Genomic DNA, 13,034 nt, shown 5'->3' with positions numbered 1-13,034 from the left:
GACCGCGCGGGCCTGTCTCAGAAAGGTGCTACGGCACCACCCGGCCAACCGCCCCAAACTCACACCCCACCCCGTCCAGCCCGCGCCCTTCGGCAGGGCCTCCACGCGCAGACAGGGGGGGCCAGAGACAGCCCTATGCTGCGGCGCTGGAAACCTTCATCAGCACAATCCCCGCGACGATCAGAAGCGCCGCGATCAAACGCATTGTCGTCAGGGATTCTCCCAGCACGACAACGCCAACGACGAACGCCCCGACGGCACCAATGCCGGTCCAGATCGTGTAGGCGGTGCCGAGTGGAAGCGATCGCATCGCGATCGAGAGCAAGATGAAGCTCGCACTCATCGCGACGATGGTAATCGTGCTGGGCACGATGAGCGTGAAACCAGCAGATTTCTTCATATAGAACGCCCAGACAATTTCCAGAACCCCTGCGGAGACAAGGTAAATCCAAGCCATGAGACGGCGCTCTCTACTGGGCCGGGCCGTCCCGGAATGATTTGGAAAAGCGGGTCGTCCCGCCTGAGCCTCTGATATTGGTTGGGATCGCACCGGTCAACAATTCAGCGCAAACCGCGCCTGAGCAAAGACAGCACAGCCCAAGGGTGGAACAGTCAGCTTTGCCTCTGCGTCCAGTCGCCGCCCTCAGCCAGTGGGTTGCGTTGCCTTCCGTCGGTGGCGGTCACCGAGGCGATATCGCTCCTCGAAACCGGGCGCCCTGCCCTGTCTCGGAAATTGGCGAGCGGTGCCTCCCGGATCATCCCGCCTGGTCCAGCCCGCGCCCCTTCAGCAGCGCCTCGACCCCCGGCAACCGGCCACGGAACCGCTTATAAAGCACCTCCGCCTCTTCCGAGCCGCCTTTGGAGAGGATGAATTCCTCAAGCCTGCCCGCCACGTCCGGGTCAAACGCCCCGCCGGCCTCCTCGAAGGCGGCAAAGGCGTCAGCATCCATCACCTCGGACCACATGTAGCTGTAATAGCCCGAGGAATAGCCATCGCCCGAGAACACATGCGCGAAATTCGGCGTCGCGTGGCGCATCACGATGGCCTTGGGCATCCCCAGATCGGCCAGCACCTCGGCCTGTTTCGCCATCGGGTCGGCGGGTGCGGCACCGTCATGAAACTCCAGATCGACGAGGGCCGAGGCGACATATTCCACCGTCTGGAAGCCCTGGTCGTAATTCGCCGCCCCCAACACCTTGTCCAGCATCGCCTGTGGCATCGCTTCTCCGGTGTCGATATGGGTGGCAAAGCGCTGCAGCACCTCGGGCACCTCCAGCCAATGCTCATAAAGCTGGCTCGGCAGCTCGACGAAATCGCGCGCGACGGAGGTGCCCGAAACACCCTCCCAGCGCACATCCGACAGCATCTGATGCAGCGCATGACCGAATTCGTGGAACAGGGTGCGCGCGTCATCATAGGACAGCAGGGCCGCCTGCCCCGCGGGCGGTTTGGCAAAGTTGCAGACATTCACCACGATCGGCGTCTGTGGCCGCGGTCGAACCGCTTGCGACCGGATCGCCGAACACCAGGCACCGGAGCGTTTTGAGCCGCGCGCGAAATAATCGCCGAGGAAGATCGCGACATGCTTGCCCTTGCGCGTCACCTCCCAGGTGCGGGCATCGGGGTGGTAGACGGGCAGATCGATCGGGGAAAACTCCAGCCCGAACAGCCGGTTGGCGCAATCGAAAGCCGCCTCGATCATCCGGTCGAGTTGCAGATAGGGCTTCAACGCGGCGTCATCCAGATCATGCACCGCCTTGCGCCGCTTTTCAGAGTAATAGCGCCAGTCCCAGGCCTCAAACGCGCCGTTCAGCCCGTCCTCGGCGGCCATGTCGGCCAGGATCGCCTGATCGGCCTCAGCTCGCGCCCGCGCCGGTTTCCAGACCTGCATCAACAGATCACGGACCGATTGCGCATCGCCCGCCATTTCGGTTTCCAGCTTGTAGGCGGCAAAATTCGCATAGCCCAGCAACTGCGCCCGTTCCTCGCGCAGCGCCAGAATCTCGGCCGCATGGGCGCGGTTGTCGGTTGCCCCGCCCATCTCGCCGCGCGACACCCAGGCCCGCCAGGCCTGTTCGCGCAGATCGCGGCGCGGGCTGTATTGCAGGAACGGCACGATCAGCGACCGCGACAGGGTGATCACCGGGCCGGGCCGCGCCTTTTCCACCCCAGCCGCCCGGGCCGAGGAAATCAGGAATTCCGGCAGCCCCTGCAGATCAGCCTCGGCCAGATCCATGAACCATTCACGCTCATCCGCCAGCAGGTTCTGGGTAAAGGCAGTGCCCAGCACCGCCAGCCGCTCCTTGATCGCCTGCATCCGCTCGGCCCCGGCACCGGTCAGCGCCGCCCCGGCACGGACATAGCCACGATGCACGAGGTAGAGCTCGCGCGCATCCTCGCGATCAAGCCCGAGGTCGTCGCGCGCCTCCCAGACTCGCCGCACCCGATCATACAGTGCCGTATTGGCGGAAATCGCCGCGAAATGCTTGGCCAGCTTCGGCGAGAAGTCGCGCTGCAACGCCTCGCGGGCCGGGGTGCTGTCGGCGCCAGACAGCGCAAAGAACGGCGACAGAACCCGGTCGAGCAATTCGCCCGAGGCCTCCAGCGCGGCGATGGTGTTTTCGAAATCCGGTGCGGCGGGATTGGCGACGATCGCGGCGATTTCCGCGTCATGCGCCGCCAGGGCCTGATCCAGCGCCGGGGCGAAATCGCTGTCGGCGATCCGGTCAAAGGCGGGGAATTGAAACGGGGTGTCCCAGGCGGACAGAAGGGGGTTGCTCATGCGGGGCTCCTTTGCCCGCAACCTAGGCCCGCGCGACGCCGCTTTCCAGCCCGCAAACCGGGCAATCGTCGCGCCGTTTCAACCCGATCTTGCGGGTCTCGCCCCAAAGCGCATCATAGATCAGCATCTGACCGCGCAGCGCCGCCCCGGCGCCGGTGATCACCTTCACCGCCTCAACCGCCATCATCGCCCCGACCACGCCGGGCAGCGGGCCCAGCACCCCGGCCTCGGCGCAGGTGGGCGCCAGCCCAGGGGCCGGCGCCTGCGGAAAGATGCATTGATAGCAGGGCGCGCCCTTGCCTGGGTCAAACACGCTCACCTGCCCTTCCCATTGCGACAAGGCGCCGGAAATCAGCGGCTTGCCCTGCGCAACGGCGGTGCGGTTGGCCAGATAGCGGGTCGCGAAATCATCGGTGCCGTCGAGGATCAGATCATAATCGGCAAACAGCGCGGCGGCGTTTTCTGCGTCGAGGCGGCGGTTGTAGGGGCGGATCGCAATATGCGGGTTCTGCGCCCTGAGCGCGGCTTCGGCGGAAAACACCTTTGGCATGCCGATATCGGCCGCGCGGTGGATCACCTGGCGCTGAAGATTGGCGTTTTCGACCAGATCGTCGTCGATCACCCCGATGGTGCCAACCCCCGCCGCGCCGAGATAGATCAGCGCCGGAGCCCCGAGCCCGCCAGCGCCGATCACCAGCACCCGCGCCTGTTTCAATGCCTTCTGCCCCGGACCGCCCAATTCCCGCAGCACGATATGGCGGGCATAGCGCTCGAGCTCAGCCTCGGAAAACAGCGGCGTATCGGGGGCTGCCGCCGGCCCAGCGGCCCGCGCCTTGAGACGGCCCAGCCCCCAGCGATAGATCAGAACCAGCGCCGCCACCGCCGCCAGAATCGCCCAACCCGCCAGCGACCGGCCGGTTGCCAGCCTGAGCGGATGCGTCAGCGGCAGGGTCAGTTGCGCCAACACCACCGCCCCGGCCAGGACCGCCAGAACCGCCATCCGCGGCCCGCGGGAGATCCCGACAAACCCGCCACCGAACCAGATCGCCGCCGCCAGAGCCAGAACCAGCAGCATCAGCCGCGCCCGGTGGAGCCAAAGCCGCCGCCCCCCCGCGCGGTTTCATCAAGGTCACCGACCTCGGCAAACCGCGCCCGGGTCACCGGTGCCAGCACCATCTGCGCAATCCGCTCGCCATGGGTCACCTGAAACGGCTGCTCACCCAGATTGATCAGGATCACCGCGACCGGCCCCCGGTAATCGCTGTCGATCGTCCCCGGCGCATTGACCAGGGTCACCCCGTGCTTCAACGCCAGCCCCGACCGCGGCCGGATCTGCACCTCAAATCCCTCGGGGATCGCCATCGCCAACCCGGTCGGCACCAGCGCCCTTGCGCCGGGCGCAAGTCGCACGCCGTCCCGCGCATCCGCCGGAAAATTCGCCCGAAGATCCGCCCCCGCCGCGCCCGCAGTCGCATAGCTCGGCAGGCCGATCTCAGGGTCAAACCCATCAAGCCGCACTATCGCAATCTCGCCCACGGTCCACCCTTCCTCTGGTCAAAAATATCCCCGCCGGAGGCCTTAAATCTCGGTCAATGCCTCGGCCACCCGCGCCGCCAGCCGGGCAGCGACCTGATCCTTGCCCATGCGCGGCCAATCCTCGGCGCCGCCAGCGGTGATCAAGGTCACCGCGTTCTCGGCGCCGCCCATGATTCCGGTTGTCGGGCTCACGTCATTGGCGATGATCCAGTCGCAACCCTTGCGCGCCCTCTTGGCGGTGGCATGGGCCAGCACATCGTCGGTTTCAGCGGCAAAGCCGATCACCAGCCCCGGCCGCCCGTCCGGCATCTGGCTGACCTGGGCCAGAATGTCAGGGTTTTCGGCAAATTCCAGAACCGGCAGCTTGCCGCCATCTTTCTTGATCTTCGACCCCGAGGCGCTGGCAACCCGCCAATCGGCGACGGCGGCGGCAAAGATCGCGGCATCGGCCGGCAGCGCCGCCTGCACCGCCTCAAGCATCTGGATGGCGGTTTCAACCCGCACCACCTGCACGCCCGCGGGCGGCGCCACATCGGCGGGACCAGTGATAAACACCACCTCGGCGCCGAGCGCCACCAGAGCGCGCGCAATCGCCGTGCCCTGCGCCCCGGACGAGCGATTGGCGATATAGCGCACCGGATCAATCGGCTCATGGGTCGGACCAGAGGTGACCAGCACCCGGCGGCCTTTCAACGGCCCACCGCGAAAATGCGCCTCGACCGCCGCGACGATATCCAAAGGCTCGACCATCCGACCGGGGCCGAATTCGCCACAGGCCATGTCGCCCTCATCCGGGCCGATCATATCAATCCCGTCCGCCTTCAGCGTCGCGATATTGCGCTGGGTTGCCGGATGCAGCCACATCCGCACATTCATCGCCGGGGCGATCATCACCGGGGTGTCAGTGGCCAGCAGCAGGGTCGAGGCCAGGTCATCCGCCCGCCCCTGTGCCATCTTGGCCATCAGATCTGCGGTTGCCGGCACCACCAGCAACAAATCGGCCGAGCGTGACAATTGGATATGGCCCATCTCGGCCTCGGCGGTCAGATCGAACAGCGCCCCATGCACCTTTTCACCGGCAACCGCAGAAATCGTCAGCGGGGTGACAAATTCCTCGGCGGCGCGGGTCAAGACCGGCGTCACCAAGGCGCCGCGTTCGCGCAGACGGCGGATCAGGTCGGGGCATTTGAACGCCGCAATCCCGCCGCTGATGATCAGCAATATCCGCTTGTTCGCCAGCATCTTGTGGTCTCCGGTCGCTTTGCCCGGTGACACTAGGCGAGCGCCGCCGGGGGGGCAAGCGCGCCGATGGTCAGAGCGCGGTTCAGTGCAGCAATGCCCGTGCCTCGCCGCCGCGCGCTTCAAGCTGGCCGCGCAGCTTCTTGAACGCCGCCGCCTCCAGTTGACGCACGCGCTCCTTGGACAGGCTCAACTCTTGCCCCAGCGACTCCAGGGTGCGCGGCTCCGCCCGCAGCTTGCGCTCGCGCACGATCAGCCGTTCACGCGCGCTCAACCCGGCCATCGCCGTGACCAGCCAGTCACGCAGCGCCGCGCGGTCGTGATCGGCGCTGACAATTTCCTGGGCCTGGGCGCTGTCATCTTCCAGCACCTCGATCCATTCGCGCCCCTCATCCTCAGCCGATTGCGTCGCGTTCAGCGAATAATCGGCCCCCGCCAACCGGCCTTGCATCATTTCGACATCGCGCAACGGCACCCCGACCTCGGTGGCGATCAACTGGCGCAGCTGATGCCCGTCCAGCGACTCGCCGCGCGCCTGTGCCTGCCGCTCAAGCTGCGCCTGAACCCGCCGCATATTGAAAAACAGCGACTTCTGCGACGAGGTGGTCCCGGTGCGCACCATCGACCAATTGCGCATCACATGATCCTGGATCGAGGCCTTGATCCACCAGATCGCATAGGTCGAAAACCGCACCCCGCGATCCGGGTCAAATTTGTCGGCGGCTTTCATCAGCCCCAGCCCGGCCTCCTGGATCAGATCATTCATCGGCGCGCCGTAGCGGCGGTATTTCGACGCCATCGAAATCGCCAGCCGCATATAGGCGATGACCAGCCGGTGCATCGCCGCCTCGTCGCGCTGGTCGCGCCAGGCACAGGCGAGCGCCCGTTCGGTTTCGGCATCCAGCATCTCGGCCTTCATGGCCCGGCGTGACAGTGTCCTGTCGGTCTGGCTATGCAGCGGCATTGCACCCCCCTGTTCTTGGCTCCATCGGCGCGCGGCGCAGCGCCGTGCTTGACGTCGCGCCTTGGCCGCATCTGGTGTTCAATCACTCGTACAGGGTATACGCTTTAATCGCGGTTCCGGTTCACAACGTGGTGTCAAAGATGCAGAACAATCTCACTCTGGTCCTTGGCGGCGCCGCCTCCGGAAAATCCGCCTGGGCCGAAGGTTTCATTGAAAACCAAGGCTTGCCAATGCTTTACCTCGCCACATCTCAGGCCTTTGACGCCGAAATGAAAGCCAAGATCGCCATGCATCTGGCCCGGCGCGGCCGTGGCTGGACCACCCGCGAAATCCCGCTGGATCTGGCGGATGCCCTGGCCGAACTGCACGCCGGACAGGCGGTGCTGGTCGATTGCGCCACCATGTGGCTCAGCAATCAGATGCTGGCCGAGCGCGATCTTGCGGCCGCGACCGATCAGCTGATCAGCGCCGCCAGCACCTGTCGCGCCGCGCTCTGCATCGTCAGCAACGAGGTCGGCCAGGGCATCGTCCCCGACAACCAGATGGCGCGCCAATTCCGCGAGGCACAGGGCCGGTTGAACATCCGGTTGGCAGCAGCGGCCACAAAGGTGGTGCAGGTCGTCGCCGGCCTGCCAATCGCGTTGAAAGGAAGCCTCTGATGCGGTTTTTCTGGGTCCGTCACGGGCCGACCCATGCCAAGGGCATGGTGGGCTGGTCGGATCTGCCCGCCGACCTCAGCGACAGCGCCCAGATCGCCCGGCTGTCGGAGTATCTGCCCGATGACGCGCTGCTGATCTCCTCCGATCTGACCCGCTCGATTGCGACCGCCGATGCGATCGCCGCCGGGCGCCAGCGCCTGCCGCATGATCCTGATCTGCGCGAGATGAATTTCGGCGAATGGGAACTGAAGAGCTCCGCCGACATCACGGCAACCCATCCCGAGCTCAGCCGCGTCTTTTGGACCGATCCCGGCGCGCATGCGGCACCCGGCGGCGAAAGCTGGGCCGAGATGACCACGCGCAGCGGGCGGGCGGTCGAGCGGCTGATGCAGGCACATCCGGGGCGCGACATCGTCGCGGTGGCACATTTCGGGGTGATCCTGGCCCGGGTCGCGGCGCAGACCGGCCAGCCGGTGCGTCAGGTTCTGGCGCATAAGATCGCCAATTTCTCAGTGACCGAATTGCGCTGGACCAGCGCGGAATGGCAACTCGGGGCGATCAATCACCTTCCGTGATGGGCACCGCCAGGAAAAGTCGCTTTCTCCGGCTCCGCGCCGCCGGTTAAGCTGTGCCCGGTTCCGCCGCGTGCAATCCAGAAAGGGCCGCCATGACCTATGATCTTTTCATCGGCGACCGCACGTTTTCAAGCTGGTCGCTGCGTGGCTGGCTGATGCTCGAAAATTTCGGCCTGCCGCATCGCAGCCATATGATCGGTCTCTATTCCGGCACTATGGCCGCGGATCTGACGCCCCTTGCCCCGGCCCGGCTGGTGCCGGTTCTGCGCTGCCCGGATGGCACCATAGTCGGCGACACATTGGCGATGGCCGAAACCCTGGGTGAACGCCACCCCGAACTCGGGCTCTGGCCCGCCGACCCGGCGGCGCGGGCGCTGGCCCGCTGGCTGGTGGCCGAGATGCATTCCGGCTTCACCGCCCTGCGCGACGCCTGTCCGATGCAATTGCTTGGACAGTATCAGGGCTTTGCGGCCTCTGACGCGGTGCGCGCCGATCTGGCCCGGATCGAAGATCTCTGGGCCCTGGCCCGGCAGCGCCACGGCACCGGTGGTCGCTGGCTCTTTGGCCGCTATTCGCTGGCGGATGTGTTCTTTGCCCCGGTCGCTGCGCGAATCGCGGGCTTCGATCTGCCGGTCAGCGCCGCGGCGGGCGCCTATGTCGCCACCGCCCTTGCCGATCCGGCGTTTCGGCGCTGGCGCGCCCTCGGCCTGACCGTCAGCTATGCGCCAGAACCCTATCGCCTCGATCTGCCGCGTGGCGACTGGCCCGGTCCTGCGCCGCTGGCGGCGCGCGCGCTGCCGCACGGCCCCTCAGAGAACGCCGCCTGCCCTTATTCCGGCAAGCCGGTGACGGATTTCCTGGAACTGGACGGGCGGGTCTTCGGCTTTTGCAATCCGACCTGCCGCGACAAAACGGTGAATGACCCCGCCGCCTGGCCGGCCTTCATGGCGCTGCTCGGCTGAGGTCTCTGGCCGCGCTCCCGCTTCATCTTGCCAGAAATATTCCGGGGGGGCGCCGCAGGCGCGGGGGCAGCGCCCCCTGCCCGCGTGCCATTGAGCTTACCCCTCGGACACCATCTGCAGCGCCGACCAGACCCGCCCCGGCGACGCCGGCATGTCAAAGCTGTCCACCCCGGCCTGCGCCAGCGCGTCGCAGACCGCGCTCATCCCGGCGGCCAGCCCGCCAACCGATCCGGCCTCGCCCACGCCTTTCACCCCCAAGGGGTTCTTGGTGGTCGGCACGTTGGAAAACCCGGTGACCAGCGCCGGCAGATCACCGGCACGGGGCAGTGCGTAATCCATCAACGATCCGGTCAGCAGCTGACCGTCGCCCGGGGCATAGCGCATCTCTTCCATGAAGATCTGGCCCAGCGCCTGGGCCACACCGCCCTGGATCTGACCTGAGGCGATCTGCGGCTGCATCACCCGGCCGATATCCTCGACCCCGGTGTAGCTGTCGATCCGCACCTGCCCGGTCTCCGGGTCCAGCTCGACCTCGCAGATGTGGCAGCCATTGGGAAAGGTCGGCCCGTCGGTGACGAATTCACCTTTGCCGAGCAGCGGCGTGCCCCGGTCGATGGCGGTGCGGGCGATTTCAGCCAGCGCCAGCTCGCGGTCGGTCCCGGCGATGCGAAACACCCCGGCCTCGTATTCGATATCGGCGGCATCGGCCTCCAGCGAGTCGGAGGCGAGGTCCTTGGCCTGGGCCAGCACCTTTTCCACCGCGTCGCGCACCGCCGAGCCGACCTTGATCGTGCCGCCGGACCCGCCCATGCCGCCGCCACGTTGCATCCGGTCGGTATCGCCCTGGTAGTAAGCGACCTGGTCGACCGGCAGATCCAGCCCCTCGGCGGCGATATCCGACAACGTCGTTTCCAGCCCCTGCCCAGCCGAGAACCCGCCGCCACCCAGGGTGACCGAGCCATCGGCATTGATTGACACATCGGCGAAATCGCGTCCCGGCGATCCCCAGAGCCCGCCCGCGGTTTCGATACACATCGCCAGACCAAAGCCGCGCAGCTTGCCTGCCGCCTCCGACGCGGCCTTGCGCGCCGGATAGCCTGCCGCATCGGCCAGCTTCAGCCCATGGTCCAGCAGCCGCGGAAAATCGCCGCTGTCATAGTCAAAGATGAATTTCGATTTCCATGGCATTTCGGCCGGCTGGATCAGGTTGCGCCGCCGCAGTTCGATGCGGTCCATGCCGATCTGGCGGGCCGCGATATCCAGAGCCATTTCAATCGCATAGGTTGCCTCGGGTCGCCCGGCGCCGCGATAGGGGGCGACCGGCACCGTATGGGTCAGATAGGCGCGCATTCGTCCGGCGATCAGCGGCGTCCGATAGACCCCGGCGACGCCACCGAAATTCAGCACCGGCGGCAGCGACCTTGCGGTGGCATAGGCGCCGATATTCAGCCGCGCGGTCACCGCTTGCGCCAGGATGGTGCCATCATTGTCCAACCCGAGTTCGACCTCGATCGCCATATCCCGGCCGGCCTCGTCGGTCAGAAAGCCCTCGCTGCGATCGGCGCGCCAGCGCAGCGCCCGGTTCAGATATCGCGCCGCCCAGAACACCAGGGTTTCCTCGCGCAGCGGCCCGGATTTCATCCCGAAAGCGCCGCCGACATCGCCCGCCACACAGCGGATCGCCTCGGGCTCCATATTCAGGAATTGCGCCAGCGCGGCGCGCATCGCCACCGGGTTCTGATGGCTGGCAAAGAGCGCGAACTTGCCTGCGCCCTCAGGCCGGGCCAGGGCGGTGCGCGGCTCCATCGTCATCGCGGTCACCCGGCTGACCGGCACCTGCGCCAGCACTCTGTGCGGTGCGGCGTCGATGGCGGCACGCACCGCCGCCCAATCGCCGCGCTCCCATTCGGCACCCAGGTTGCCAGGGCGGTCTTCGTGCACCAACGGCGCGCCGTTGGCCGTCGCCTCGGCGACATCGATTACCGCCGCCAGCTCGTCCATCTCGGCCTCGATGGCTTCGGCGGCATCCATTGCCTGGGCGCGGGTTTCGGCGATCACCATCGCCATCGGTTCGCCGACATGGCGCACCCTGTCGCTGACCAGCAGCGGTCGCGGTGTCGCCTCCCAGACCCGTTCATCCGGCCCGGCCAGTTTCATCGGCGTCTGCACCGGCCCGATACCGTCATCGGCCAGATCCTGTGCGGTCAACACCGCCACCACCCCCGGCATCCCTTTCGCGGTGCTGGTGTCAAGCGAAAGGACCCGGGCCGAGGCCATCGGCGCGCGCATGAACACCACCGTCAGGGCGGCGGTTTCGGTGATGTCGTCAGCATAGCGGCCCTTGCCGGTGATCAGCCTGCGATCTTCGATTCGGCCCTGACGTATCGCTTTGGTCATCTTTTCTCCTACCGCCGCACCGGCGCTCTGTTCTACCGCAGGTTAACCGGGCCTGCCGAAAGTTCAAACTGTGAAAACCCGGCGAAACCCCGCCGATCACGCCTGTTAGGGGCAACTTACTTGCCGGACGGCAAAGAGTCGCTTGACTTGCCTTCAAGCCGGTAATTTAACTTGGCCCGGGTCGCGTCGGGGAGTGTGAGAGACGCGGACCACAGCGGAGGAGGAACGCGCGTGACCTACAACACAATCCAGGAATTGGCCGACAGTGTACCGGTGGAGGCGCCGTCGTTTCGAACAGAATTGCCGGATTCAGTGGTCAAATCTGCCGCTCGTACCATCCAGATACTCGAATTCATCGACCATGTGCGCCGCGATGTCAGCGGTTCCGAGGTCGCGGCGGCGCTGAATTACCCGGCCTCCAGCACCTCGGCGCTGCTGCGGTCGATGGTGACGATGGGCTATCTGCAACATGATCGCGAAACCCGCGCCTATCGCCTGACCCGGCGCACCGGCCTGCTGGGCGCCTGGGTGGATCCGTCGCTGGTGCGCCGTGGCACCCTGGTCAACCTGGCGGATTCGCTGGCCGGGCTGGTCGGGGAAACCGTGTTGCTGACGCGCCGCAACGAGTTGAGCGTTCAGATCATCTATGTCGCCGATGGCGGCACCAACCCGGCGGTGCCAATGCCGGGCGAACAACATTGCGTGTCGCGCTCGGCGCCCGGAATGGCGCTGCTGGCGATGTCCAATGACCGCGAATTGCGCGGGCTGATTGCCCGGATCAATGCCGACCGTCCGGCCAATGCGCCGCTGATCGACGGTGCCGATTACGCCACCCGGCTCGGCGAAGGCCGCCGCCGTGGCAGCTATACCGGCCCCGGCATCGGGCCCGGCACCGCATCGGTGGCCCGGCAATTGCGCCATTCGGCGGTGGGCGACATGCTGGTGATGTCGGTCGAAGGCCCGACCGGACGGATGAGTGACCGGTTGAACGAGGTGTCGACGCTGCTCGGCGGCGCGCTGTCCCGGCTGGCAGGCTGATCGCTGGTCTCTCATCTCTGCGCATTCACCCGAATTTCGGTCAACACCTTCGGTCCCCGGCTGAGGCAGAAGGCGCTGCGCGCGCCCTTCGGCCCGGCGGCGCGCACCTCAAAACTTTCGTCCCAGAAAATCGGGCGGCGGAAGTAGATGTCGATATCGAGTGTCTTTGGCACCCCTTCGCGCCACAGCGCCGCAGTCAGATATCGTGCCCCCTGCGACCCGCCGACGATCGGCGCACGATAGCCGGCGCGTTTGGCCGAGGCCGGATCGACATGCAGCAGATTGCCGGTGCCCAGCGAATAGGTTTTCACGTCATCCGGGGTCAGATCAATGCTGCCGATCTGTTCCAGCGCCAGCGGATCAGCCACCACCGGCGCCGGTCGCTCACCCGCGCCGCGCAATGACGGATCGGCCATCTTGTTCGGATCGGTCTTCAGCGCCACCCGGCGCAGAAACATCCCCAGCCGCCCGTCCTGACCGTGATACCAGGTGTCGGTGGTCGTGATCAGACCGCGCGGCGCCTCGGCGATCTCGGTGATCTCACCGGAAACGGTGATCTCTTCGTCCAGCCGCAGCGGGCTGTCCATGCGGATCGACTGCAGCATGTTGACGCCGCCATTTTCGGTGATGCCGTTGATCGCGCTTTCGCGGATCGCATGGGGAATGAACGCCGCCGGGTCGATGCATTCCTGGAACAACGCCGCGCTGGAGCCGCAGACCATCATCATCCGGTCTTCCTCAGCCCGGTCAAAGCGCAAGCTTCGGCTGCGGAATTTCAGCCCCACATAGGGGGTAACGGGATTGGTCGGGCTCATGTCGATCATTGCGGGGTCCTTCTGACTGCAGAAACACGCACCGCGGGCGTTCAGGTCAACGCCGCC

At 66.1% G+C, this 13,034-nt stretch carries 12 protein-coding genes; 4 read left to right on the top strand and 8 right to left on the bottom strand.

Annotation, left to right across the window (positions count from 1 at the left end):
• Positions 1-133 precede the first annotated feature (133 nt).
• From P1U48_RS04170 to P1U48_RS04145, 6 genes are all read right to left on the bottom strand, one after another.
• On the bottom strand, positions 134-457 hold the full coding sequence (locus tag P1U48_RS04170; RefSeq protein WP_301067533.1) for a multidrug efflux SMR transporter: 324 nt from the start codon (positions 455-457) through the stop codon (positions 134-136).
• Positions 458-755: 298 nt separating this feature from the next.
• Positions 756-2,783 (bottom strand): M3 family metallopeptidase, encoded by a 2,028-nt coding sequence (locus tag P1U48_RS04165; RefSeq protein ID WP_301067530.1) that lies wholly within the window; start codon positions 2,781-2,783, stop codon positions 756-758.
• Between the two features lie 22 nt (positions 2,784-2,805).
• Positions 2,806-3,858, bottom strand: coding sequence for a molybdopterin-synthase adenylyltransferase MoeB (gene moeB, locus P1U48_RS04160; RefSeq protein ID WP_301067528.1), 1,053 nt, complete (start codon positions 3,856-3,858; stop codon positions 2,806-2,808).
• Positions 3,858-4,319: a dUTP diphosphatase gene (gene dut / locus P1U48_RS04155; RefSeq protein WP_301067526.1), complete on the bottom strand. Its 462-nt coding sequence runs from the start codon at positions 4,317-4,319 to the stop codon at positions 3,858-3,860. Before dut ends, moeB begins: the two co-directional genes overlap by 1 nt.
• 42 nt (positions 4,320-4,361) lie before the next feature.
• A complete protein-coding gene (gene coaBC, locus P1U48_RS04150; protein ID WP_301067524.1) occupies positions 4,362-5,561 on the bottom strand; it encodes a bifunctional phosphopantothenoylcysteine decarboxylase/phosphopantothenate--cysteine ligase CoaBC in 1,200 nt (399 codons plus the stop codon).
• A gap of 82 nt (positions 5,562-5,643) precedes the next feature.
• Positions 5,644-6,522 (bottom strand): RNA polymerase factor sigma-32, encoded by an 879-nt coding sequence (locus tag P1U48_RS04145; RefSeq protein WP_301067521.1) that lies wholly within the window; start codon positions 6,520-6,522, stop codon positions 5,644-5,646.
• A 140-nt stretch (positions 6,523-6,662) separates the two neighbouring features.
• Here P1U48_RS04145 and cobU point away from each other — a divergent pair, with 140 nt between their 5' ends.
• The 3 genes from cobU (at position 6,663) to P1U48_RS04130 (ending at position 8,718) form a co-directional block, all read left to right on the top strand.
• The gene (cobU, locus tag P1U48_RS04140) at positions 6,663-7,181 is read left to right on the top strand and encodes a bifunctional adenosylcobinamide kinase/adenosylcobinamide-phosphate guanylyltransferase (RefSeq protein ID WP_301067520.1); all 519 of its coding nucleotides are present in this window, start codon (positions 6,663-6,665) and stop codon (positions 7,179-7,181) included.
• Positions 7,181-7,756, top strand: coding sequence for a histidine phosphatase family protein (locus P1U48_RS04135; protein WP_366142861.1), 576 nt, complete (start codon positions 7,181-7,183; stop codon positions 7,754-7,756). Before cobU ends, P1U48_RS04135 begins: the two co-directional genes overlap by 1 nt.
• Before the next feature lie 92 nt (positions 7,757-7,848).
• Positions 7,849-8,718, top strand: coding sequence for a glutathione S-transferase N-terminal domain-containing protein (locus P1U48_RS04130; protein WP_301067518.1), 870 nt, complete (start codon positions 7,849-7,851; stop codon positions 8,716-8,718).
• A gap of 96 nt (positions 8,719-8,814) precedes the next feature.
• Here the strand turns inward: P1U48_RS04130 and P1U48_RS04125 are convergent, their stop codons facing one another.
• Complete coding sequence (locus P1U48_RS04125; protein ID WP_301067516.1) at positions 8,815-11,115, bottom strand: xanthine dehydrogenase family protein molybdopterin-binding subunit; 2,301 nt, start codon at positions 11,113-11,115, stop codon at positions 8,815-8,817.
• A gap of 231 nt (positions 11,116-11,346) precedes the next feature.
• Here P1U48_RS04125 and P1U48_RS04120 point away from each other — a divergent pair, with 231 nt between their 5' ends.
• Positions 11,347-12,153, top strand: a complete 807-nt coding sequence (locus tag P1U48_RS04120) for a helix-turn-helix domain-containing protein (protein ID WP_301067513.1) — start codon at positions 11,347-11,349, stop codon at positions 12,151-12,153.
• 11 nt (positions 12,154-12,164) lie between these two features.
• Here P1U48_RS04120 and P1U48_RS04115 read toward each other — a convergent pair whose 3' ends face one another.
• Positions 12,165-12,977 carry a MaoC/PaaZ C-terminal domain-containing protein gene (locus tag P1U48_RS04115; protein WP_301067511.1) on the bottom strand — a complete coding sequence of 271 codons (813 nt, stop codon included), beginning with the start codon at positions 12,975-12,977 and terminating at the stop codon, positions 12,165-12,167.
• Between the last annotated feature and the right edge of the window lie 57 nt (positions 12,978-13,034).

The organism is Pseudooceanicola sp. (assembly GCF_029213205.1).
GTDB lineage: Bacteria > Pseudomonadota > Alphaproteobacteria > Rhodobacterales > Rhodobacteraceae > Pseudooceanicola.
The sequence above is the reverse complement of the archived record's forward strand: the minus strand, read 5'-3'. Positions and strand labels throughout refer to the sequence as shown.